Annotated in this window: 17 protein-coding genes and 1 tRNA gene; 10 read left to right on the top strand and 8 right to left on the bottom strand. The window is 59.0% G+C overall.

Features of this window, described 5'->3' with window-relative positions:
* Positions 1 to 50 precede the first annotated feature (50 nt).
* Entirely contained in the window at positions 51 to 845 is a 795-nt protein-coding gene (xth, locus tag ACODTY_RS19285; RefSeq protein ID WP_488995823.1) for an exodeoxyribonuclease III, read from the top strand.
* A gap of 65 nt (positions 846 to 910) precedes the next feature.
* Here xth and nirK read toward each other — a convergent pair whose 3' ends face one another.
* The 5 genes from nirK to ACODTY_RS19310 all read right to left on the bottom strand — a co-directional run bounded on the left by nirK (position 911) and on the right by ACODTY_RS19310 (position 10045).
* Positions 911 to 2377: a copper-containing nitrite reductase gene (gene nirK, locus ACODTY_RS19290; RefSeq protein WP_488995824.1), complete on the bottom strand. Its 1467-nt coding sequence runs from the start codon at positions 2375 to 2377 to the stop codon at positions 911 to 913.
* A 326-nt stretch (positions 2378 to 2703) separates the two neighbouring features.
* Positions 2704 to 3519 (bottom strand): tetratricopeptide repeat protein, encoded by an 816-nt coding sequence (locus ACODTY_RS19295; RefSeq protein ID WP_488995844.1) that lies wholly within the window; start codon positions 3517 to 3519, stop codon positions 2704 to 2706.
* A 387-nt stretch (positions 3520 to 3906) separates the two neighbouring features.
* Positions 3907 to 5163 carry an OmpP1/FadL family transporter gene (locus ACODTY_RS19300; protein ID WP_488995825.1) on the bottom strand — a complete coding sequence of 419 codons (1257 nt, stop codon included), beginning with the start codon at positions 5161 to 5163 and terminating at the stop codon, positions 3907 to 3909.
* Positions 5164 to 5522: 359 nt separating this feature from the next.
* Positions 5523 to 8429, bottom strand: coding sequence for a valine--tRNA ligase (locus ACODTY_RS19305; RefSeq protein WP_488995826.1), 2907 nt, complete (start codon positions 8427 to 8429; stop codon positions 5523 to 5525).
* Positions 8430 to 8530: 101 nt separating this feature from the next.
* Positions 8531 to 10045 (bottom strand): NAD(P)H-hydrate dehydratase, encoded by a 1515-nt coding sequence (locus ACODTY_RS19310; RefSeq protein ID WP_488995827.1) that lies wholly within the window; start codon positions 10043 to 10045, stop codon positions 8531 to 8533.
* A 364-nt stretch (positions 10046 to 10409) separates the two neighbouring features.
* On the opposite strand from ACODTY_RS19310, the gene ACODTY_RS19315 reads away from it, so the two are divergent.
* The 7 genes from ACODTY_RS19315 to ACODTY_RS19345 all read left to right on the top strand — a co-directional run bounded on the left by ACODTY_RS19315 (position 10410) and on the right by ACODTY_RS19345 (position 20519).
* Complete coding sequence (locus ACODTY_RS19315) at positions 10410 to 10748, top strand: P-II family nitrogen regulator (RefSeq protein ID WP_488995828.1); 339 nt, start codon at positions 10410 to 10412, stop codon at positions 10746 to 10748.
* A 46-nt stretch (positions 10749 to 10794) separates the two neighbouring features.
* Positions 10795 to 12204: a type I glutamate--ammonia ligase gene (glnA, locus tag ACODTY_RS19320; protein WP_488995829.1), complete on the top strand. Its 1410-nt coding sequence runs from the start codon at positions 10795 to 10797 to the stop codon at positions 12202 to 12204.
* A 342-nt stretch (positions 12205 to 12546) separates the two neighbouring features.
* A tRNA-Ser gene (locus ACODTY_RS19325) sits at positions 12547 to 12636 on the top strand.
* Between the two features lie 482 nt (positions 12637 to 13118).
* On the top strand, positions 13119 to 15557 hold the full coding sequence (locus ACODTY_RS19330; protein ID WP_488995830.1) for an N-6 DNA methylase: 2439 nt from the start codon (positions 13119 to 13121) through the stop codon (positions 15555 to 15557).
* On the top strand, positions 15554 to 16717 hold the full coding sequence (locus tag ACODTY_RS19335; protein ID WP_488995831.1) for a restriction endonuclease subunit S: 1164 nt from the start codon (positions 15554 to 15556) through the stop codon (positions 16715 to 16717). The genes ACODTY_RS19330 and ACODTY_RS19335 overlap by 4 nt, the downstream gene beginning before the upstream one ends.
* A gap of 30 nt (positions 16718 to 16747) precedes the next feature.
* The gene (locus tag ACODTY_RS19340; protein WP_488995832.1) at positions 16748 to 19819 is read left to right on the top strand and encodes a type I restriction endonuclease subunit R; all 3072 of its coding nucleotides are present in this window, start codon (positions 16748 to 16750) and stop codon (positions 19817 to 19819) included.
* The gene (locus ACODTY_RS19345) at positions 19809 to 20519 is read left to right on the top strand and encodes a M48 family metallopeptidase (RefSeq protein WP_488995833.1); all 711 of its coding nucleotides are present in this window, start codon (positions 19809 to 19811) and stop codon (positions 20517 to 20519) included. Before ACODTY_RS19340 ends, ACODTY_RS19345 begins: the two co-directional genes overlap by 11 nt.
* A gap of 82 nt (positions 20520 to 20601) precedes the next feature.
* On the opposite strand, the gene ACODTY_RS19350 is transcribed toward ACODTY_RS19345, so the two are convergent.
* Genes ACODTY_RS19350 through ACODTY_RS19360 form a run of 3 tightly spaced genes read right to left on the bottom strand, consistent with a single transcriptional unit; the run spans position 20602 to position 22792 of the window.
* Entirely contained in the window at positions 20602 to 21009 is a 408-nt protein-coding gene (locus ACODTY_RS19350; protein ID WP_488995834.1) for a hypothetical protein, read from the bottom strand.
* A gap of 2 nt (positions 21010 to 21011) precedes the next feature.
* Positions 21012 to 22343, bottom strand: coding sequence for a recombinase family protein (locus ACODTY_RS19355; RefSeq protein ID WP_488995835.1), 1332 nt, complete (start codon positions 22341 to 22343; stop codon positions 21012 to 21014).
* Complete coding sequence (locus ACODTY_RS19360; RefSeq protein WP_488995836.1) at positions 22340 to 22792, bottom strand: DUF2924 domain-containing protein; 453 nt, start codon at positions 22790 to 22792, stop codon at positions 22340 to 22342. Before ACODTY_RS19360 ends, ACODTY_RS19355 begins: the two co-directional genes overlap by 4 nt.
* Positions 22793 to 23127: 335 nt before the next feature.
* On the opposite strand from ACODTY_RS19360, the gene ACODTY_RS19365 reads away from it, so the two are divergent.
* Positions 23128 to 24618 (top strand): hypothetical protein, encoded by a 1491-nt coding sequence (locus ACODTY_RS19365; RefSeq protein WP_488995837.1) that lies wholly within the window; start codon positions 23128 to 23130, stop codon positions 24616 to 24618.
* Positions 24619 to 24824: 206 nt separating this feature from the next.
* Positions 24825 to 25040: a helix-turn-helix transcriptional regulator gene (locus ACODTY_RS19370; RefSeq protein ID WP_488995838.1), complete on the top strand. Its 216-nt coding sequence runs from the start codon at positions 24825 to 24827 to the stop codon at positions 25038 to 25040.
* Positions 25041 to 25129 lie beyond the last annotated feature (89 nt).

The raw sequence follows: 25129 nt of genomic DNA on the forward strand, positions 1-25129 counted from the left end.
TTTCGAGTTTTGTACCATCAAGAACTGTTTGAAATAGTCGCGAGATTTTCATGAAGATCGCCACCTGGAATATCAACGGCGTGCGCGCCCGTATCGGCAACCTGACGCATTGGCTGGGCGAAAGCGCGCCGGACATCGTTTGCCTGCAGGAGATCAAGTCGGTGGACGACCAGTTCCCGCGCGTGGAGATCGAGGCACTCGGCTACAATGTCGAAACGCATGGCCAAAAGGGGTTCAACGGCGTCGCGATCCTGTCCAAGCTTCGCTTCGATGAAGTGAACCGCGGTTTGCCCGGAGATGAAGCTGACGAACAGGCCAGATTCATTGAAGGCGTGTTCTCAACTGACCAAGGTGCGCTGCGCGTGGTCTCGCTCTATCTGCCCAACGGGAACCCGATTGATGACCCTGTGAAGTTTCCCTACAAGCTGGCATGGATGGACAGGCTTGAGCGCTGGGCAAAAGAGCGGCTTGCGCTGGAAGAAGCACTGGTGCTTGCCGGTGACTACAACGTCATTCCCGAGCCTATCGACGCAAGGCACCCGGAAAACTGGTTGGGCGATGCGCTTTTCCAGCCGCAGACGCGGCAGGCCTTCCGCCGTTTGAAGAACCTGGGCTTCACCGAAGCCGTGCGCGCCACGACAGACGCGCCCGACGTCTACACCTTCTGGGATTATCAAGCAGGCGCATGGCAGAAGAACAACGGCATCCGCATTGATCATCTGTTGCTGTCGCCGGAAGCGGCCAGTCGATTCGGGTCCGCATCGGTGGAAAAGCATGTGCGGGCCTGGGAAAAGCCGTCGGACCACGTTCCGGTGGCGATTGACCTCAAACTGGAAGCTGCCTGATTACAGAACGAAACGGCCCGGAACATAAGTCCCGAGCCGTTTCTTTTGTTAAGGACTGTCGACGCTTACTGCTTCGGCGGCCCCTTGTGCATGATGGCGTCTTCTTCCGGACCATCCACAATCAGGTATCCAGCAAGCCCACGCTCGGCCCGAGACAGGGCATGATCCACCAGAACATAGTGCCCACCGCGATCGATCTTGAAGTCGACGACTGTGGCCCCGCCTGGCGGAACGGTGACGGTTTGGACGCCTGTCAGCGGTGGTGACGTGATCGAGCCCAGAGCATAGACGTGGTCGAAAATCTCACCGATGACGTGGAACGACGAGGTGAAATTCGGCCCGCCGACGCCAAAGAAGATTCGCACGGTTTCACCCGCATTGGCATAGAGCGGATGCGATTTGGTAAGAGCGCCGACCGCGCCGTTGAACAGGAAATACTCCGGACGTTCGGAAATGAGCTTGTCGTAGTCCATCTCCATCTCGCCCTGCGTGCCGAACGGATCGACCGTGTAAAGTTCGCCCTGCATGACATAGAATTCGCGGTCAACCTGCGGCATCCCCCCCTCCGGCTCGACGAGGATCAAGCCGTACATGCCGCTCGTAATGTGATGGGCAACGCTCGGCGTCGCACAGTGATAGACATAGATGCCGGGTTTCAATGCCTGGAAGGTGACGACAGTTTCCTCGCCCGGCGCAGTCTGGGTGAATTCCGCACCGCCACCCGGCCCCGTAGCCGCGTGAAAGTCCACCGAATGCATCATGACGCTGTCGGAGGCGTTCTTGAGATGAACCTCGACAGTGTCGCCGACACGAACACGCACAAATGGTCCGGGCACCTTTCCGTTGAAGGTCCAGTAGACGTAGGACGTGCCGTCATCCAGCCTGCCCTTGAGTTCGACGGTTTCAAAGTCGACACGTACGACTTGGGAAGAACGCTGACCGATCGGTCCCGGCAGGTCGGCGGGGTCACGCACGATATCGGCTGCATCCGTATCCATGCTCTCCCGCTCACCGGGCATGACCTTGATAAGCCCCTCCATGCCTGCGGCGCGGTGGCCGGCAATCGAGCAGAAATAGGCGAACTCACCGACCTTGTTGGCAACAAAGGAGAATGTCGAAGATGCATTCTTACCAACGACAATGGCGGAGCGCGCAGCATATTGGTCGAGTACGATGTCATGCTCGGCACCCTCCCCGTTGATAAGGTTTATCTGGACCAGTTCACCTTCGTGGACAACAAGGGTGGGGTTGACCTGCCCTTCTATATTGCCACCGACGCCTACATAGACCATGCGGCCACTGGCGATGCCGGTCTTCAGCGTGAAGGTGGTGGGTGCATGATAGCTGACAACGGGCGCAGAAGCGGCTTGCGGCTGCGCGGGTGCCGTGGGCTCGGCGGCCGTATCAGCCTGAGCCTGCACGGTTTCTGTCGATGTTGAATGCTGATGGGTTTGCGCCTGTGAGACGGCGGCAAAAGCGAAGAACGCCAAGAAGAACATCGCCATACCGGCGAAGGTTTTCACCCTCGGCATGATCCCGCTCCAATGTCGTTGAAACATGATCAAATCCCTCATTCGTTGGATTGAAATGCCCGCCAAGCTTCGCCCGGGAAGACGGGCTTAGAGCGCATCCATGCGAAATGGTGACCGCAAAAGCAGTCAGGTTCAAGCCTACTGAAGCCGCAACTGCATGCCCGCAAATACAAGGGCAGCATGCACTTACGGCCGCATGCTTAGCCGGGAGCGCCGGTGGCAACGTTGTCCTGGCGCAAATGGTCTGGAAATGACGCATGGGTAGCCGACCGCGCAAGAAGTTCGCGGTGGATGGGCATGGCTAGCCCTGGCCGACGATGGCGCTGTTACTGATTGATGCCCTTGGTCAACATGTCGTCGGCAAGCGCAATCGCCGTGCGACGGTCAGCTTCAGGGGCCAAGGCAAAGGCCTCTTCCTGCATGCCGCGGATCCAAGGTTGGTCGACAGGGGCTGCGCGTTCAAGCGCCGCCGTCATCATGGCCAGCCCACGCACAACCTTGCCGCTGTGGAACAGCAGGTTGCCGAGTGTCGCCTGGGCGCCGGCATGGCCCTTCTCCGCCGCGAGCTGCAGCCAACGACCAGCCTGCTTGGCACTGGCCTTTACGCCGCCTTCGCCGTTCAGGAACATCTTGCCCATTTCGTACTGGGCGTTCGGGTTACGGTAGGTCGCGGCGGCGCGCATGAAATATTCCTGCGCTGCAACCGGATCGGCACTCACGGGGCTGCCCGGAATTCCGCTCTTCAGGTAATCACCCAATGCAACCAAGGCGTCGGAAACATAACTTTCCTCAGGTGAACCCAGTTCTACGTCCTGATCGACAATCTCGCTGAAGAACTTGTAGGCTTCGTAGTCGTTCTGGGTGACACCGTCACCTTCGGCATACATGCGAGCAAGTTTCCAAGTCGCACCGATCTGGCCCTTCTCGGCGGCGTATTTGTAGGCTTCGACTGCCTGGTCCTTGTGGCCGCTCTTGTAGGCAGAGAAACCGAACTGAAACACTGCCCATGGGCTAGACTGCGGCTTTACACCGGTCTTGTCGTCGAACACCTTCTCATCGAATGCAAGTGCCTGCTCGACTGCGGCAAAGCTCGCGCAGGCCATGACGGCCGACAGCACGCAGGAGCGGATGAGGCCTGGCATGCGCGAAAAGCCACGGTAGAATGCAGGGCGCGGCAGACGGCGCACGGCGACAGGACCTTCGTTGGCCCGAAGGATCGCCATATCCGCGCGAGAACCCACCGTGACTTCCATGCTCTTCCTTGCCGCTCTATCCCGGCCCGCATTCACATTAGCTGGGTAGAAATTACCAAGCCCTATCGAAGTGCTCCGGGTTTATGGCGGGAAGTGGGCGATTTCCATGGGGCACACAAGCGGCACATGGGATGGAAGGCATGTGTTGCAGAATCGTCACACGCATTGCTGGTTGGCCGCAACGTTTCGGCGTCGCCGCTCACGTTCCAGAAGCGTCGCGCAAAAAAAGCCGGGCATTAAGCCCGGCTTTCTCGAAAATATCGGAAACTAAACGGTTTACCACTTCACCTTCAGCGAAGCCGAAAGAGCGGTGACCAAGTCGTTGCCGAAGCTGTACGAGACGCCATTGTCGATGGTCGCGCCCTGATAGCTGAGCACCTTTGTTTCGCCGCTAGTCAACACACCAACAGCACCACCAAACCGCAGTTCGACATTCTGCGTCGGGGTGTATGACGCCCCAGCCGCCAAAGTCCATGTATCCGTCTGCGAGCTCAAGCCCGTCGTAGTGCCTCGATCCCAAGTCAAGGTCGCAGCTCCACTCCATTGGTCGTTGAACTTGTGACCGATGCCGCCAGACACAGTCCAGCCATCGCGATAGAGCAGGTCGAGCGATGTCGTGAAGCCAGTTCCTTGGTAGGTACAAGCGAGACCAAGAGCCTTGATAGCCGGCGAGCAAAAGCTAACGATACCGACTTCGCTCCAATCGACCCACTTAATTGAGCCAAACGCCAGCCAACCAGGCGCAATACCGGACTGAACCTTAAACTCGACCGATTGCGGCATCGACTGATTGCCGAACACCGGTATCGGTGTCGCCGGTCTACCTGGGACCTGCGAAAGATCCAGTGTGCCGGAAATGTCCCCGAGGTCTACTTCGCTGTTGTAAACCAGGCTTGCTCTAAGAGCGATGTCGGGAATTTCATACGCTGCGCCCGCACGCCAGCCAACCCCATCGCCCTCGAGCTCCAGCCGACCCATGCCGTTGAGAGGCCCAGGCGGCAATATCTGCACCAGGCGCTCCTTGAAGCCGCTGACCTCTTGATAGAACAAACCACCGATGAACCGGAACTGGCCCTTGCCGGCATCCATTTTGTACGAGCAGGTTGCGGCGTAGTTGTTGCTCTCGATCTTGGTTTCAACGTTGTTGTTTGCGCCCGCCCAATTCAGACCCGGGTTGGAATGGACGCCCCAAGGCTGTGAATAGTCAGCCATGCAATCGATGCCTTGGCCGACACTGGCTTTGAAGCCAATGCGAGGAACAAAATAGGCTTCCGATTCTTCAACAGAATTGGGCAAGAAATTGAGGTTGCCACCGCCGGGCGAGCCGTTCGCGGTTGACGTATCTACGACGTTTTTGAGCTTGCGTTGCGGCATGACATATGTGCCGGAAACTTCGCCGGTCACAGGCGCAGGATCAAACAGGAGATCGATGTTGTAGCCGCCACGTTCCAAACCACCTGCTTGGGCCATGCCTATTGCGGCAAGCGACAGTGCGGTTGCGCCAAGGAGCGTTTTGACACGCATCTTATTCATGATTTTGTCTCCCCGAAATCACTCGGGGACTAGCTAGAACCAATTCAAGTTAACGGTGCAATAACGTTTTTCGGCCTGTACAAGTACGGTCTAGATACGTGCAACCTGCAGTGTGCGACAGGTCACGAAGCGCATCGAAAAAACGGCCAAATTCGGGCCAGCCTTGATCCTCTTTCGAGAAAAACAAACTCAAATCGGTCAAAAATCACCGATTCCGAAGGGTTGAGGCGACAAATGTCACATTAAGGCAACAATGGGGCGTAAACTTCCGTTTACGTCAATTTTGACGTTGCGGCATGCCTTTGGGGAATGTCGAAAGATGGCCGCGATTGCAGCCAGGCGGAGCGAATCTCTCCCCCTCAAGCTGCATCGCGAACCCGCTCCAACGCCACCGACAACCGCTGCTGCGTTTCGCCATACTCGGACAGTTTCTCGCGCTCGGCAGCGACAACCTCTTCCGGGGCATTTGCAACAAACTTTTCGTTCGACAGCTTCTTGGCCAGGCGCGCGATTTCCTCGGTCACCTTGGCCAACTCCTTCTGCAAACGGGCAGCTTCGGCCTTGAGGTCTATAAGGCTACCTAGTGGCAGACACACTGTCGCCTCGCCCAGAACCATCTGCGCCGCCCCTTTGGGGACGACCGCTTCGACCGAAACATCGCCGATACGCGCCAGCCGCTTGATGGCCGTGTCGTGGCGCACAAGTCTCTCGCGGGTAGAGGTGTTGGCGCCAACCACGACTAATGGCGCAATGGCGGATGGCGGCACGTTCATCTCGGAACGGACGGAGCGGATACCCGAGACAAGATCAACCAGCCAGTTGATATCGGCCGCAGCTTCGGCGTCTTCGAAGTCCGGCGTCGGCCAGGCGGCGTGACACAGAAGCGAAGTGCGCTCACGTCCTTCACCTGCCGTCTCGGCCCAAAGTTCCTCGGTCATGAACGGCATCATCGGGTGGAGGAGCTTGTAGATCTCGTCCAGAACGAAGGCAAAGCAGGCGCGGCTTTCGGCCTTGGCAGCTTCATCGGCACCCATGAAAACCGGCTTCAAAAGCTCGACATACCAGTCGCAGACAAGATTCCAGACAAAGCGATAGGCAGCGCTCGCCGCATCGTTGAAGCGATATGATGTGATGCCGTTGGTAATTTCGTGCGAAACACGCGTGAGTTCGGTCAAAATCCAACGATTGACCGCCAGCTTGGCATCGCCCAGCCAGAAGTCGTCGTTGCGCGCGACGCCGTTCATCTCGGCAAAGCGCGTCGCATTCCAAAGCTTGGTGCCGAAATTGCGGTAACCGGCGATGCGCGCGGGATCGAGCTTAACGTCGCGGCCCTGCGCGGCCATCACGGCGAGCGTAAAGCGCAGCGCATCAGCACCGTATTCGTCGATCAGTTCGAGCGGGTCGATGACGTTGCCCTTCGACTTCGACATCTTCTGCCCGTTCTTGTCGCGCACAAGCGCATGGACATAGACGGTTTGGAACGGCTCTTCGTCCATGAAATGCAGGCCCATCATCATCATGCGGGCGACCCAGAAGAAGATGATGTCGAAGCCGGTGACGAGCACGTCGGTCTGATAGTAGGTCTTCAATTCCGGCGTCTTGTCCGGCCAGCCGAGTGTCGAAAACGGCCACAGCGCCGACGAAAACCAGGTATCCAGCACGTCTTCGTCGCGGGTGAGGATTTCGCCCGGTTTGAAATTCTCCAGCTTTTCCTCGACCCAGGCTTTCCACGGCCCCTCATGGGCGAGGTAATGCTGGACGGCTGCCTCCAGCGCCTCTTCCTCGGACTTTTCGACGAAGATGTGCCCATCCGGACCGTACCAGGCCGGAATTTGATGGCCCCACCAGAGTTGGCGGGAGATCGTCCACGGCTGGATGTTTTCCATCCATTCGAAATAGGTTTTCTCCCAATTCTTGGGCACGAAGTTGGTGCGGCCTTCGCGAACGGAGGCGATGGCCGGCTGCGCCAACGTCGCGGCGTCTGCAAACCATTGATCGGTCAGCATCGGCTCGATGACGACGCCGGAGCGATCGCCAAACGGCTGCATGATCTTCTTGTTCTCGACATGGGGGACGCCGTTGCCTTCGGCATCCTTGACCGTCACGGCCAAGCCTTCGGCATTGATGGCCTCAACGATCAGCTTGCGCGCTTCGTAGCGGTCGAGGCCGCGATATTCCTCGGGGACAAGGTTGATTTCGTCCACCTCTGCCTCGCTCGGCAACTGCCCGGTGCGAGCAATCTGGACAGCTTGCGCAGAGCAGGCAGCATAAGGTTCGCCGTCGCTGCGCATCGTCGCCGTCGTGTCCATGAGCCGGTAGAGCGGAATGCTGTTGCGGCGTGCGACCTGATAGTCGTTGAAATCGTGCGCGCCGGTTATCTTGACCGCGCCAGAGCCGAAATCCGGGTCGGGATACTCGTCCGTAATGATCGGAATCAACCGCCGGTGCTCTTTCGGACCAACCGGAATCTCACACAGCTTGCCGACGATCGGAGCGTAACGTTCGTCGGACGGATGAACGGCAACCGCGCCGTCGCCCAACATAGTCTCGGGACGGGTGGTGGCAATCGAGATGTAGTTGCGCTCTTCCTGGAAGACGATCTTACCGTCTTCATCCTTTTCCACGTAAGTGTAGGTTTCGCCGCCGGCCAAAGGGTATTTGAAGTGCCACATGTGGCCTTCAACCTCGCGGTTCTCCACTTCAAGATCCGAAATCGCCGTCTCGAACTTCGGGTCCCAGTTGACCAGCCGCTTGCCTCGGTAGATCAGCCCTTCCTTGTAGAGCGTGACAAAAACTTCGAGCACGGCCTTGGACAGGCCCTCGTCCATGGTGAAGCGTTCGCGCGACCAGTCGCAGGAAGCACCGAGCCGCTTGAGCTGGTTGAAGATCGCGCCGCCGGATTCGGCCTTCCACTCCCAAACCTTCTCAATGAAGGCTTCGCGGGTGAGATCGCGGCGATGGATCTGCTTTTCCATCAGCTTGCGCTCGACGACCATCTGGGTGGCGATGCCGGCATGATCCATGCCGGGCTGCCACAACACGTTCTTGCCGCGCATGCGCTCGAAGCGAACAAGAATGTCCTGAAGCGTGTTGTTCAGCGCATGGCCCATGTGCAACGAGCCGGTGACGTTCGGCGGCGGAATGACGATGGTGAAGGCCTCCGCACCTTCGTCTGCGCCGGCACCAGCGCGGAAAGCATCGGCCTCCTCCCAGATTTTGGCGATTTTCGGCTCAACCGCCTTGGCGTCATAGGTCTTTTCAAGCATGGGAAACGTCCGGGAAGTCGGGATGGGTTGCTGAGGGTGTAAATCGGAAGGGTGGCGTCAAGTCAACCACGGCATCACGGCGGTTTGCGGGCAACCGAACCTTAGCGGCTGCCCAGCAGCGAACCGAGAACTGACGCCACAGACAATGGCAAGTCTTCCGCGATCAATCCGGGGCCAGAACGCGCGCCGGCCTCGGCGTGTACCCATACCGCCGCACAAGCCGCCTCGAAGGGTGGCATGCCCTGCACAATCAGCCCTGCGATAAGCCCGGCCAGCACGTCGCCTGAACCGGCAGTCGCCAGCCATGGAACGCCGTTGGCGTTGATTGCCGCACGTCCGTCGGGTGCAGCGATGACGGTATCCGGCCCCTTGTAGACAATGACGCCATGCGAACGAGCGGCGGCCTTGCGGGCCTTGTCGAGCTTGGACAGCGATTGATCCGCCGCGAGACCGGAAAACAGCCGGGCAAACTCGCCTTCATGAGGCGTCAGCACAAGCGCAGCCGCATCCCGAGCACCGGTCGTGATGAACAGCGAGGCTGGCGCATCGTGAAACGACGTGATGCCGTCAGCATCAAGTACGAGAGCTTCGACGCCTTGTGGGCGACCTTTGCCATCACCCAGCACAGCAAGGGCAAGTTCCCTCGCCTTTTCACCGACACCGAAACCCGGCCCCAGGACGAAGGCTGAAGGATGCCGGTCTTCGATGAAAGCCTGTAGCCCTTCCAACTCATCCACTTTGCGCAACATGATGGAGGTGAGATGCCCGGCATTGACCATCATCGCGTTGGCAGGCGAGAGAACCGTTACAGCCCCTGCCCCACTGCGGGCCGCAGCCAAGGCTGACAGGCGCGCCGCGCCTGTCGTGCTCGGGCCACCTGAAAAGACACCGACATGACCGCGCTTGTATTTATGCGCATCCACGGCAGGCGATGGCAGCGCATTTTGCCAAAGCTCGGGCGTGTTTTCGAAAGTGCGGGAGCCGACCGAGCCAATGACGTCGTCGCCAATGCCGATGTCGGCAACGACTACCTCGCCGCACAACTGCCGGCCCGGCAACAAGAGGTGCCCTGGCTTCTTGCGTGCAAAGGTAATGGTCATCTCGGCGTGAAATACGTTACCCAGCACCTGCCCGCTCTCGCCAGACACGCCCGAAGGCAGGTCAATGGAAATGACAGGAATTTTAAGCGCGACTGTTTTCTCGATGGCACGGACAGCATCACCGTTGAGCGGTTTCGACAGGCCCGCCCCGAAGAGCGCATCCACAATGAGCGAACCGGGTTCCGCCGAGAAATCAGCCAGTGGCAAGGCCACTATTGGGCATTGTGTGGCGGCAATGGCCGCATCGCTGCCCGCACGAGGCTCGCCAGCAGCCCAGACAGAGACAGCAACACCGCTTTCAACCAACAAACGCGCAACGACGTAACCATCGCCGCCATTGTTGCCCGGACCAGCCAGCACATGCACCTTTCTGGCGGCAGGGTAGCGCTCAAGTACGATAGCCGCGGCCGCCGCACCCGCATTTCGCATCAAGCCAATACCGTCAAACGGACCGGCCGCGATCGCGAGCCTGTCGGCCTCGGCCATTTCGGATGGAGAAAGAAGTTCAATGGGCATTGCCTGTCGTTCCGCTTTACCAGCCTGCCGTCAAGGGGCTCGACAATTGTCTCAGTTTTCACACCGGCGCAAATGCGATCTCTCGATACTTGCAGCGCCAAACGTTCGAGAAGGTGAAATGGGGCCTGCCCAAGAAGTATCCACCCTGCTTAATTTATGTGCATCCCGTTTTTGCCAGGCTTGTTCGAGCGCCGCTCTGAGTCACCGACATTGGGCGTAAAATGAACCAAACCTTGTGTTTTCCGGGCATTTTCATCGAAATCTGACAGCGCTTTCGCACCTACGCCAACTGGCACGGATCATGCTTTTAGGTGGCGCGAGCGGGTAACAACCCGTGAATTTGGCAGTGGAGGCCTCAACTGGCATGAAAAAGATCGAAGCGATCATCAAACCGTTCAAGCTCGACGAAGTGAAGGAAGCGCTTCAGGAAGCCGGACTGCAAGGCATCACTGTCATCGAGGCGAAAGGCTTCGGACGCCAAAAGGGCCATACCGAGCTTTATCGCGGCGCAGAATATGTCGTCGACTTCCTTCCCAAGGTGAAGATCGAACTGGTGCTGGGCGACGAATCCGTAGAACCGGCCGTCGAAGCCATCCGCAAGGCAGCCCAGACGGGCCGCATCGGCGACGGCAAGATTTTCGTCTCCAACATCGAGGAAGTCGTCCGCATCCGCACCGGCGAGACCGGCATCGACGCAATCTGATTTCGCAACTCCCAAGACAAAACGTCATCACACAGGAAAACATGACATGACGACAGCCGCCGACATCTTGAAGCAGATTAAGGACAACGACGTAAAGTTCGTCGATCTGCGCTTTACCGACCCGAAGGGCAAACTCCATCACGTGACGATGGACGTGGCGGAAGTCGAGGAAGACATGTTCGCCGACGGCGTCATGTTCGACGGTTCGTCCATCGCTGGCTGGAAGGCCATCAACGAGTCCGACATGGTGCTGATGCCCGACCCGGAAACGGTTCACATGGACCCGTTCTTCGCCCAGTCCACCATGGTCATCCTGTGCGACATCCTCGATCCGGTTTCCGGCGAAGCCTATAACCGCGATCCGCGCGGCACCGCCAAGAAGGCCGAGGCCTACATGAAGGCCGAAGGCATCGGCGACACCGTTTTCGTCGGCCCCGAGGCCGAATTCTTCGTGTTCGACGACGTCAAGTATAAGGCCGATCCCTACAACACCGGCTTCAAGCTGGACTCGACCGAACTGCCATCCAATGACGACACCGACTACGAGACCGGCAACCTTGGCCACCGGCCGCGTGTCAAGGGCGGCTACTTCCCCGTTCCGCCGATCGATTCGTGCCAGGACATGCGTTCCGAGATGCTGACCGTGCTCACCGAAATGGGCGTGCGTGTTGAAAAGCATCACCACGAAGTGGCCGCCGCCCAGCACGAACTCGGCGTCAAGTTCGACGCACTGGTGCGCAACGCCGACAAAATGCTGCTTTACAAGTACGTCGTTCACCAGGTCGCCAACGCCTATGGCAAGACGGCCACCTTTATGCCGAAGCCGATTTTCGGCGACAACGGCTCCGGCATGCACGTGCACCTTTCGATCTGGAAGAACGGCAAGCCGACTTTCGCAGGCAACGAGTATGCCGGTCTTTCGGAAAGCTGCCTTTATTTCATCGGCGGCATCATCAAGCACGCCAAGGCCATCAACGCCTTCACCAACCCGCTGACCAACTCCTACAAGCGCCTGGTGCCGGGCTATGAGGCCCCGGTTCTGCTCGCCTATTCGGCACGCAACCGTTCGGCCTCCTGCCGCATTCCGTTTGGCTCTTCGCCGAAGTCGAAGCGCGTCGAGGTCCGCTTCCCCGATCCGGGCGCGAACCCCTATCTCGCATTCGCAGCGCTTTTGATGGCCGGCCTTGATGGCATCAAGAACAAGATCCACCCCGGCCAGCCGATGGACAAGGATCTGTACGACCTGCCGCCGAAGGAACTGAAGAAGATCCCGACCGTGTCCGGCTCGCTGCGCGAGGCGTTGCAGAACCTCGACAAGGACCGCACCTTCCTCAAGGCTGGCGGCGTCTTCGATGACGACCAGATCGACAGCTATATCGAGCTCAAGATGGCCGAGGTGATGCGCTTCGAAATGACGCCGCATCCGGTCGAATACGACATGTACTATTCGGTCTGATCGAGGCATTCCCTATCGCGCAAGGCCCCGGTGGAGACGCCGGGGCCTTTTGTTATGCGCGCTGCTGGTTGTGAAATATCTGGCCTTATCGGAAATGCCGCATTGCCGGGCACCACTTGGCTCGCGCTCATTCGTTGCGGGCTAAATTTGTTTGTCGGTTATGGCTTGGCATTCGCGGCGGGATCGACTAGATGAGCCCCGCACCTCTTGCTTCATTCATCAGGTGCGTGGACAGGCGGCCCCCGGGTTGAGGGCACCTAGGCCCAGCCGGCAAAGTCCATCGGGATTAGCGATTTCCCAAACCCGTGCGCAGCGTGACCGGCTGTCGCAAATCGCAAGGACGGAGAGGTGGCCGAGTGGTTGAAGGCGCACGCCTGGAAAGTGTGTATACGGGGAACCGTATCGCGGGTTCGAATCCCGCTCTCTCCGCCACTCAACCTATTGGAATCATTCTCTAATTTTAGATTTCCAGCCGGAACGGCGCAGGACTGCGGGTTATCAGGCCAAAGCTGTTGACTGCGCTGTCTGCCCGAATCGCTGATTTCGTTCTCTCTGCGCCAACATTCTCCAAAGCTCCTGACTGCACGGATTTGGTACGGAACTGTAAGCCGCTGTAAATGCAGAGTTACTTTTCTTATTTTTTCCGTACTTTTGTATCGCACAGCGACGGGAGAATGACTCTGGGGTCGAACTTTCCGGCCGCCGTTACGCGCTCTGCTCAACGCGAGGCTACGGACAAACCAGAAACCCCGCCGACGGTCAGTTCCATCAAAGCAAAGGCATGTCTAACCCTTCCAATTCAGTCGGCTTTCAGCGAAGAGAGTGTTCTGATCTGTGAACGCCGTTGATAATCGTTTTGGCGAGTGAGCCCATATCAACTGGGCAAACAGATAGAATTTGAAAGGGCGCGGTCAATGGCCATAAAGAAGAGCGACATATACAGGTCACTTTGGGAAAGCTGCGACCAGCTCCGGGGTGGCATGGATGCTTCGCTTTATAAGGATTACATCCTCACGCTCCTGTTCGTGAAGTACGTCTCTGACCGCGCGGGTCAGGCCGATGCACTGATCGAGGTGCCGCCGGGGGCGTCGTTTTCCAATATGAAGAAGCTACGAGGTTCCAAGGATATTGGTGAGGGGATGGACATGATCATCGCCCGCCTCGCCGAGGAAAACGACCTCAGCGGGGTGATCGACCGGGCCTTCTTTAACGATGCCGAAAAGTTCGGGCGTGGCCAAAAGATGATCAGCACGCTGACCGCGCTGATCAATATTTTCAGTCGGGAGGAGCTGAACTTCTCCAACAACCGAGCGGATGGCGATGACATCCTCGGTGATGCTTACGAATATCTGATGCGCAACTTTGCCACTGAGGCGGGTAAATCCAAAGGCCAATTCTATACCCCGGCTGAAGTGTCCCGCGTTGTTGCCGCCGTGGCAGGTGTCAGCCGGGCCACCAGCCCACGTCAGACGGTTTATGACCCGACCTGCGGCTCGGGCTCGCTTCTTCTGAAGGCGGCTGACACCGCCAGCGTGCCAATCACGATCTTCGGTCAGGAGATGGACATCGCCACCCGTGGCCTCGCCCGCATGAACATGATCATGCATGATCGCGCCACCGCAGAGATCGCGCAGGGCGACGTCATCGCCGAACCGCATTTTTTGGCCGATGCCGGAACCCTCCAGACATTTGATTTTGTCGTCGCCAACCCGCCATTTTCGGCCAAGGCTTGGGCTTCTGGTCTGACCGAGGAAACAAAATATGGCCGCTTTGACGATGGCGAGCCGCCCGCAAAGAACGGCGATTTTGCCTTCCTGCTGCATATCCTCGCCTCGATGAAGGCCACCGGCTCCGGCGCTGTCATCCTGCCGCACGGCGTCCTGTTCCGTGGCAATGCCGAGGCCAGGCTACGCGAGAAGATCCTGAAGCGCGGCTACATCAAGGGCGTCATCGGTCTGCCCGCCAATCTGTTTTACGGCACCGGTATTCCTGCCTCAATCATTGTGCTCGACAAGGCCGACACTTGCGAAAACCGGCCCCTGTTCATGATCGACGCCTCCAAGGGCTTCATCAAGGACGGCAACAAGAACCGGCTGCGCGAGCGCGACATTCACAAGATCATCGACGCCTTCACACAGAGCCAGACCATCCCCGGCTATTCCCGCCTTGTGCCGTTTGACGAGATCGTCCGCAACGACTTCAACCTGAACATCCCCCGATATATTGATGGTTCTGAGCCTGAGGACCTTCAGGATATCACCGCCCACCTGCATGGCGGCGTGCCCGAGCGGGATATCGACGCGCTGGGTGACTTCTGGGCCGTCATGCCCACCCTGCGCGGCACACTCTTCGGGCCGAACCCGCGCGAGGGTTATGCTGATCCGCTGATCGAACCCGACCAGGTGCGCACGACCATCCGTAACCACCCCGATTTCGCGGCATTCCGCGTGCAAGTCAGCACCATTCTGGACGGCTGGATCACCGCCAACACTCCCCTGCTGATGGGCATCAGGCAAGGCGACCATCCGCGCGAACTGATCCACACCATCGCCGAGGACATACTGACCCGCTTCGATGCTGCCCCGCTGGTCGACAAGTATGAGGCCTATCAGCGCCTGATGTCCTATTGGGCCGCCACGATGCAGGACGATGTGTTCATCATCGCCGGCGGCGGCTGGCTGGCGGCGCGCGAGTTGCGCGAGGCACGCAAGGAAACCAGCGACGACTGCAAGGTGAAATGGCTGGAAGAAGGTGACCTGACAGTGAACAGGGTCCGCCTGGTGGCCGATGTGATCCCGCCAGCGCTAATCACCGCGCGCTTCTTCGCAGACCTCAAGGCCGCGCTGGATCAGGCCACAGCAAGGGCCGAGGAACTGGGGCGCGAGATAGAGGAACTGGCCGAGGAACACGGGGCCGAGGGCGGGCTGTTCGAGGAAATGATGGCCGATGGAGTCAAACTGACGGCAGGCGGGGTGAAGGTGCGTCTGAAGGAAAAGGCTATCGAGCCAGACGAAAAGGCCCTGCTGAAACAGGTGGCAGCGCTGTTCGAAGGTGAGGCCGGGGCGAAACGCGCGGCGAAGGAGGCCGAGGCGAAGCTGACCGAGGCCGTTCTGAAGAAATACCCCACGCTGACCATGGACGAAATCCAGACCCTTGTGGTGCAGGACAAGTGGCTGGCCGACATCACCGCCGCCATCGGGGCCGAGGTCGAGGCGCGGACGGAGACGCTCACCGCCCGTGTGCGGGTGCTGACCGAACGCTATGGCCAGACCCTGCCGCAGATCATGGAAGATCTGGCCGAGCTGGAGGCGCGGGTGGCGGGGCATCTCGCGGCGATGGGGGTGGCGGGATGAGTGGGGTAACCGTGCCAGAGGGGTGGAGCCTCAAGCGCCTGGACGAACTTGCCAGAGTGACAAGCGGTAAGAGGCTTCCTAAAGGTAGACGCCTGTCGACAGCCCAAACGGATCACCCCTATATCCGAGTGACGGATATGTTCATGGGCGGCGTCGATTCCTCTAGCATTCAATATGTTCCTGATGACGTTTTTCCAGAGATCGCACAGTTTACCGTTGCATCTGGTGATATCTTCATCTCATGCGCAGGAACGCTGGGCCTTGTCGGGATTGTCCCAGAGTCGTTGAACAGCGCAAATCTCACCGAGAACGCAAACCGCATTTGGTCAATTCAGTGCGACCGCCGATTCCTTCTTTCGGTGCTGATGTCAGACCGAATCCAGTCAGTCATTCAGAATATCCAGACCGTTGGCGCTCAGCCGAAGTTGGCACTTGGTCGCATCCGCAGCTTTGAAATTCTCTGCCCCGACAACCTCCCCGAACAACAAGCCATCGCCGCCGCGTTGTCGGATGCGGATGGGGTGGTGGCGGGGTTGGAGCGAGTGATCGCCAAGAAGCGCCTGATCAAGCAGGGCGCGATGCAAGACCTCCTCACCGCCCGCCGTCGCCTCCCGGGGTTCTCGGGGGAGTGGGAGGTGAAGCAGTTGGGGGATGTTGCGCGAGTCGCAACGGGTGGACGCAACAACCAAGACAAGGACCCGATGGGCGAATATCCGTTCTTCGTGCGCTCTGACACCGTCGAACGAATCCGTAGCTTTTCCTATGACTGTGAGGCCATCTTGGTCCCCGGCGAGGGGCGAATTGGCGAAATCTTTCACTACATCAACGGCAGGTTCGACGTTCACCAAAGGGTCTATTGCATTTCAGCCTTCTCCGAAGAAACAAGCGGCAGGTTCATTTACTTCGTTCTGCGGCAGTTCTTCGGGGTTCATGCGATGATAAACACCGTCAAAGCTACGGTGGATTCACTCAGACGGCCGACCTTCACAGGGTTCGAATTTCGGTGCCCGCCTTCGTTCTCTGAACAACAAGCAATCGCCGCCGTCCTCTCCGACATGGACGCCGAAATCCAGGCCCTTGAGTCCCGACTCATCAAGGCGCGGGCAGTGAAGGAGGGGATGATGCAAGATCTTTTGACAGGGCGGGTCAGGCTGGTCTGACTGGGTGACAATTTCCACGGGGGTATTTCCATGGCCATCGGCGATCCGGAACGCGCCACGCAGAACCGCATGATCGCGCAGATGTGCGGCGATACCTCTGGCACGGTCGGCGGCCTCGGCTGGCGCTACCTTGGCGACTGGCAGAAGCGCGAGGGCAACGCCAATATCGAGCCCAGCCTGCTGCGCCCCTGGCTGCTGGCCCGCGGGTATGACCCCGAGGTGGCGACCAAGGCCATCGCCGAGTTGCAACGCGCCGCCCGGATGGACGGGCTGAAGCTGTATGAATCGAACCGCGCCACCTATGACATGCTGCGCTATGGCGTGCAGGTCACCCCCGGCCCCGGCGAGGCCCCTGTCACCGTGCGCTTTGTCGATTGGGACAATCCCGCCGCCAATGATCTGGGCGTCGCCGAAGAGGTGGCCGTCACCGCCAAGAACCCCAAGGCCTATAACAAGCGCCCCGATCTGGTGATCTATGTGAACGGCATCGCGCTGGGCGTGGTGGAGTTGAAGAAATCCACCGTGGATCTGGGCGCGGGCATCCGCCAGACACTGGACAACCAGCGCCCCGAGTTCATCCGCCACTTCTTCACCACGGTGCAGATCACCCTTGCAGGCAACGACATGCAGGGCATGCGCTATGCCGCAATCCAGACCCCGCAGCCCTATTGGCTGGCTTGGAAGGAGGAGAGCACGATCACCAACCCGCTCGACCGCGATGTGGCGCAGATGCTGGCGCCCGCGCGGTTTCTGGAACTGATCAACGATTTCATCCTGTTCGACGCAGGCATCAAGAAGGTCGCCCGCCCCAACCAGTATTTCGCGGTGAAGGCCGCGCAAGAGGCGGTGGCGGCGAAAAAGGGCGGGATCATCTGGCAGACGCAAGGATCGGGCAAAAGCCTCATCATGGTGATGCTGGCCCGCTGGATTCGCGAGGCGCGTCCCGATGCGCGCATCCTTGTGGTGACCGACCGCAAGGAACTGGACGACCAGATCGAGGCGGTGTTCGGCAACACCGGCGACAAGGTGCACCGCGCGAAATCCGGTGCCGATCTGCTGGCAGCACTTGCCGACCCGAAGGAAAGGGTGGTGTCCTCGCTGGTCCACAAATTCGGGCGGCGCGAGGAGGACGAACTGGGCACGATGATCACCGAGATCCAGCGCGGCCAGATCGGCGCGCCGGTGGGCGAGTTCTTCGTCTTCATTGATGAGGCGCACCGCACGCAATCGGGAAAGCTGGCGCGCGCTATGCGGATGATCCTGCCGGATGCGGTATTTATCGGTTTCACCGGTACGCCGTTGTTGCGGTCAGACAAGCAGACTTCGCTGGAGGTATTTGGGCCCTATATCGGCACGCCATACCGCTTCAACGAGGCCGTCGAGGATGGGGTCGTGCTGGATCTGCGATACGAGGCGCGTGACATCGACCAGCGCGTGGCCTCGCCAAAGAAGATCGACGAATGGTTTGAGGCCAAGACCAAGGGCCTGACCCCGGTGGCCAAGGCGACCCTGAAACAGCGATGGGGCACATTGCAGCGCGTGCTGTCCTCGAAGGATCGCCTCGAACAGATCGCCAACGACATCATCATGGACATGGAGCTTAAGCCTCGACTGAAGGCTGGGCGCGGCAACGCCATGTTGGTGGCAGGATCGATCCCCGAGGCGTGTAGGCTGTTCGAGATCTTCCGCAACTCCGGCTCGGACCTCGCAGGAAAATGCGCCATCGTCACGTCCTACACACGCAACGCCTCGGAACTGACCGGCGAAGAGGCCGGGATGGGCGAAACGGAAAAGCAGTACGTCTATCGCGTCTATGACCAGCTGATGACCGATCTGGGTACGGATGAAGAGGAATATGAGGCCGAAGCCCTGCGGAAGTTCCGCAAGGAGCCGGCGCAGATGAAGCTGCTGATCGTCGTCAGCCGCCTGCTGACGGGGTTCGATGCGCCGACTGCGACCTATATCTATATCGACAAGCAGATGCGCGACCACGGCCTGTTCCAGGCAATCTGCCGGGTGAACCGCCTGGACGGTGACGACAAGGATTACGGCTATGTCGTTGACTACAAGGATCTGTTCAAGAATATCGAGACAGCTGTCGAGGATTATACCTCGGGCGCTTTCGACGCTTTCGATGCAGCCGATGTCGAGGGCCTGATCTCTTCGCGTGCTGAAAAGGCGGGCGAGGATCTGATGACCGCGCGTGATGCGTGGTTCGGACTGCTCGACCCGGTTGAGCAACCCAAGGGCGACGAGCAGATACTTTCCTATTTTTCGAGCCCCGGAGGATGGGAGGCAGATCCACAGGCAGACGAAAAGGCGCGGCGACGTCAGGCGCTCTACAAGCTGGCCGGCGCCTATGCCCGGGCCTTTGCATCAGTGGCTGATGATCCCGAAGCCTCGGGCGTGAACGACTTGCAACTGGCGCAGTATCGCAACGAGGTGGAACGGGCAATTTCGCTGCGTGATGCGGTGCGCCTGCACAGCGGCGATGCCGTGGACGTGAAGCAATTTGAGCCCGCGATGCGGCACCTCATCGACACCTACATCAAGGCCGACGAATCCGAGGTGATCTCGTACCTGGACGATATCAGCCTGATCGATCTGGTGGCGAGCAAGGGGTCAGCGATCGAGGAGGAACTCCCGAATTCCCTGAAGAAAAAGCAGGAGAACGTGGCTGAGGCCATCGAGAACAACGTGCGCCGGCTGATCATCGACGAAACGCCGGTGAACCCCAAATTCTACGAGAAAATGTCGGAGTTGCTATCTGACCTGGTCGAGAAGCGGAAGGATGACGCCCTCGCATATGCAGAGTATCTGGAGAAGATCGCAGAGCTGGTCCGGGCAGTGAAGGCGGGGCATGGCGGGGAATACCCCTCGACCATGACTTCGCCAGGACGCAAGGCGCTTTATGACAATCTCGGTCAAGATGAGGTAACAGCCGTGGCGGTGGATGAGGCGATCCACAGCACCGCCCAGAGCGGATGGCGCGGCAACAAGATGAAAGAGCGGATGCTCAGACGCAGGCTGCTCGAAATCCTCGACACGGATGAGGTCGTGGACGGCATTATCGAGATTATCCGGTCGCACGATGAGTACTGAACTGATCGAAATCGCTGGGCTTTCCGTCGAATTGGTCCGAAAGCCGATCAAGAACCTGCATATAGGCGTGTATCCACCGACCGGCCGGATCCGGGTGGCTGCCCCGCCCGCGCTCAGCGAAGACGCCGTCCGGGTCGCAGTTGTGACCCGATTGGGATGGATCAAGAAGAAGAAGCTTGAATTCGAAGGGCAGGCCCGACAGTCCGAACGCCAGTATGTTTCCGGAGAAACTCATTTCGTCTTCGGAAAGCCGCTTCGGCTGCTGGTGAAGCAATCTGCGACGAGAAGGTGTGTAGTCCAGCCAGACACGTCAGATCGATTGACGATGGCGGTGCCAGCAGGCTCAACCATCGACCAGAAAGCACATTGGATGTCGGCCTGGTATCGGGCGCAACTGCGGGAAAGGGCAGCGCCGCGTATCGTGAAATGGTCGGAGCGGTTGGGCGTGCCGGCGCCACGTTGGGGCATCAAGCTCATGAAAACCAAATGGGGGAGTTGCAATCCCAACAAGGGATTGGTGTGGCTTAACCTCGATCTTGCAAAGAAGCCGCTTCCCACTTTGGACTATGTCATCCTGCATGAGATGGCTCACTTCGTGTCTCCGCGACACGATGAAGTTTTCATAGCCGTCTTGGACAGGAACATGCCGGGCTGGCGACAGATTCGGGCCGACCTCAATGCCTTACCCCTGTCATGCTAACGATTTCGATCCACCGCCCCACCCACGTAGCTGGTGCTGTCAGTGAGTTTGGTCGCAGAAACAGGGTTTGAAAGTGCCACTCTCAGGTTGAACGCCGAAAGGTCGCTTCCTGCTCTTTCCACTCTACCGGGAACGGCTTCATCAATGCGGCAAGAGTCATCTCCGGCCCTTGGCGGCCATTGAGCATCGCCTCAATGATATTGGGCGCGAGCAAGGTGAGGCGCAGAATCCGGCTGACGTAGGAAGCGTTGATCTTCTCAGCGGCGGCAATGTCCTCGATGGTGGTGTGAACGCCGGTTTCCAGCAGCTTGCGCCAGCGGAAACCGCGCGCGATGGCCTTCACGATTGTGTTGTCGACGCGGGCGCGTGGCGGTGCCCATGATGACGTCCCGTCGGGCAGGACGATCTGCTTGCGGCCGCCACGCCTGGTGAAGGTCAACGGCACATGCACCGTGATGGTGTCGGGATTGCTGGTGACGGATGCGATCATGATCAGGCTGCCTTCTTCTCGTCGGTGGTGTTCCGATCCGCACGAATGGCGCCCAGATCGGCAACGAGGCTCGCCAGTCCTTGGGTGCGCAGGCGGATGGCAAGGCCGTCGGTGGAGAGATCGACCCGCTCGACCAGCAGCTGCACGATGCGGGCCTGCTCGGCCGGAAACAGTTCCTCCCAGATCGGATCGAGCCGCTCCAGCGCCTCGCGAACCTCGGCCTCCGGCAGGCCTTCGATTTCGGGGCGGGCCGCGCGCCAGGTGCCGATGATGATTTCCGGCGCCCGCAGCAGGCCACGCAGCTGATCGATGACGGCGGTCTCTACCTCTGCGGCCGGTACGCGGGCGATCGGACAGGCATCAGCCCCGCGCTTTAGCACCGACTGACTGACATAATAGCGATAAAGCTTGTCGCCCTTTCTCGTGTGCGTTGGCGAAAACGCGGCTCCATCCGGCCCGAAGATCAGGCCCTTGAGCAGCGCCGGCGTCTGCGCCCGTGTGTTGCTGGCGCGTTTACGCGGACTGTCGGCCAGGATGGCATGGACCTTATCCCACAGCGCGCGATCGATGATCGCCCCATGCTCGCCGGGATAGGCAGTGCCCTTGTGCACCGCTTCGCCGATATAAACCCGGTTGTTCAGAAGCTTGTAGAGAAAGCCCTTGTCGATTAGCTTGCCGCGCCGGGTGCGCACATTCTCGGCGGCCAGGGTCCTGGCCAGCACGGTGGCGGAGCCGATGCTGACAAAGCACTCGAAGATCATGCGCACCGTGGCGGCTTCGGTTTCCTCGATTACCAGCTTGCGGTTTTCCACCCGGTAGCCGAGCGGCACGATGCCGCCCATCCACATGCCCTTCTGGCGTGAGGCACGGATCTTGTCGCGGATGCGCTCGGCCGTCACCTCCCGCTCGAACTGGGCGAAGGACAACAATATATTGAGAGTCAGCCGTCCCATCGACGTAGTGGTGTTGAAGCTCTGCGTCACGGAAACGAAGGTGACACCATTGCGGTCGAACACCTCGACCAGCTTCGAGAAATCCATCAGCGAGCGCGACAGACGATCGATCTTGTAGACCACGACCACATCGACTAGCCCGTCCTCGATGTCGGCCAGCAGTTGTTTCAGCGCCGGACGCTCGAGCGTGCCGCCCGAAATGCCACCATCATCATACTGATCACGGACCAGCACCCAGCCTTCGGAACGCTGGCTGGCGATATAGGCTTCGCAGGCCTCGCGCTGGGCGTGCAGCGAGTTGAACTCCTGCTCCAACCCCTCTTCGGAGGATTTCCGGGTATAGACTGCACAACGTAGCTTGCGGACGACGGGTTTGTTCACGCCCGGCTCCTGTGGTTTTTCAGCCCAAAGAAGATCCAGCCATTCCAGCGCGTGCCGGTAATGGCGCGAGCAACCGAGGACAGGCTCTTGTAAGGTCGTCCCTGCCATTCATAACCATCTACCAACACGGTGACTGTGTGCTCGACACCCTGCCACTCGCGGATCAGCCTGGTGCCGACGATCGGCCGGTCATCGGCACGGTTGCGGCGCACCACCATGTTGCCGCCGTCAAGCTGTTCGCCCAAGGCCTCAAGCCGTTCGATGGTTGCCGGTTTCAGCCCGCCATAGGCGAGCTCCTGGATGCGATACGCGATGCGGCTTTCGAGATAGCGGCGATTGAAGGGCGGCGGCTCGCTGTCGAACAGGTCGCGCCACTGCTGCTTCAGGTCGGGCGTCGGCGAGGTCTTCAGCGAGGCCAGGCGCGCGGGGATGGGATCGTGGATCGTCATGCGGTTCTCCGGTGCGTTGGAGTTGCATGACGGCATTGGTCGAGCGTGAAGTCGACGCAACTATTCTCCTTTTGGGCAGATAGTCTGCTTGACTGTCGCGCATGCAGCCGGATCAAACCAGCGGCTAATATCGTCGCGATTTCGGCCAACCGATCGGCCGGGGACATGAGATTTGGTGAGATTGGGTTTGGGCCAGACAAATCAGTTCTATTCCGGATCTCGGTAGCCGAGATTTACCGGTCTCAAACTCGTCGCACCACCTGGCTTCGAATTGCCGTGGATTGGCGCGCAGAAAACTGCGATGCTGCGCACTATTGCGTACGGTACCCTTGCCCATGCCGGACTTGATTCCAGAAGGCTGCATTTCCCTGCGCGCGGCGTATGATTCGTTTGTTTTGGGCCTCTGGTCTGGCCACGACCCCGTGGCCGAACTTCACGACAAGATCACCTACAAGGAGTGCCCGCCGCAAATTGTGGCCCCGAGCAAAGCTTCCCTGGATAAGGTGACCAATTCTCTGTTGGCCGAGTTCAGGAACGCTTTCGCAACGGGCTCGCTGAGCGCGTTGGTGAGGGTACCTGGTGCTTCCGAGAATTCTGCCATTCCCCAAGATTCCTGGGGCTCGGTGTATTTCCCCGAACGAGCCTTCCTGGAAGACCAGATCGTGCACTGGTACGGCGGGTATTGGGACGGCCTGGTTGGGCGTACGCCCTTTGTCAGGCTAAGTGACTTCGACCCCTGGCTGGCGGCGAAGATTGATCGAAAACACATTACCGAAGCGGTTCCTTCACCATCCATCCAGGCGTTACGGACACATTTGATCGGGCTTGCCGCGAATGGGCTCCTGGCCTCCGGCGAAATCGAGCAGCTCGCATCAGAATGGGGACTTTTACCCATTGCGTCGAGACCGCCGGAAGGAAGTTGCGATCCGATGGGCCTGTCCCATTGGACATTGGCGATGGCGGCGTCATGGATCGCCTGGCGCGACATCAGTTGCGTGCGCGAGGCAATGGACGCTTATCGATCCGACTGCTGGGAATGGACTTCGTTTAATCGACGATTTCTCGACGGTGACCGTTCCTACGAGATATCTGGCGAAGAATTGGTAACGCTGGCGCCGCTGAGCCTGTCACGCCTTTGCGGACTGGAGGCCGTCGGTTGCGATGCATGGGATCGCCCCATGCTCATGTCCATCAAAAGCACACGCGAGACGCTCTGGCGGCATTTGGGCCAAGGAGACATCTCAGCGGCAGCCGTCGATGATGCTGGTGATCATGTGATCGTACCCCCACATCAATGGGCCGCCCTGGAGATTGCGGAAAGCCGAAGCGGTAAGGATTACCTTTGCTTTTTGCATGACTCGCTTAAATCGGCATACACCGAGATAATGCTTCCAAGTTCGGAGATCCGTACTCTATGGCCGCCGTCATTGCCAGATGAGACAGAGCAACCTGCGACTATTATGGCAGAGCCGACGCCGATCGCCTTCGAAATCGAAGAGCAAAGTCACCGCATCTTGTTCGCTGATGGACCAGTTCTCGAGGGCCGACGGTGTGAGCTATTCATGCTGCTGGCTGAACAATTTTTGATAGACCGTGAGGAAGGACTGGCGAAAACGGCGTATCGCTTTACCCCGACGCGGTGCATCATGATCAAAATGTCAATCTCGGAGCAAAACCTTCGTCAGCATGTTATGCGCATAAGGCAGTCGCTCGAGAAACAGTTTGTGGGTTGCGTGGGGTATTCGGTCGGAGGTGACACGATCCTCGAAAGCCAAAACTGGAGCGGCTATCGGCTCAATCCTGACCTGATTCTCAGGAAGAAGTGAAACGTGACTGTCACGCAAATTGCGTGACAGTGTCGTGACACTTGGACAACCATTTGAAACGTCTGAATAATTTGATGAAAGGCTGTCACACCTTTCTTTCTTCTGAGCATATCTGCAAACCCGCGAAAACCTAACAATTCCTGCCATCGACAACGCTTTAGCGGGTGCATCGGCGCATCCTCGAAAAGCCGGCTCAGGAGCCCAACATGGCAGAGACCTCTCCCGTCTACCTCAACCAACAGGAACTTGCCCGCCGGTGGCGGCTGAGCCCGCGCACGTTGGAACGTTGGCGTTGGTTGAAGACTGGCCCGCATTACCACAAGCTTGGCGGCAAGATCGTCTACGCGCTGACGGACGTGGAGGCTTACGAACGCCGCCGTCGCGCTGAAACCCACTCCTCGATCCTTGGATCGTGGGAGTGATCTTTATGAAATCGAAAACAACAAGCCCGGGAGCGCTTGCAGGCGCTACCCGAGCTAATGTCAACATGCCGGGAAGCAAATGTGACATT

Source organism: Mesorhizobium sp. FG116 (genome assembly GCF_057809835.1).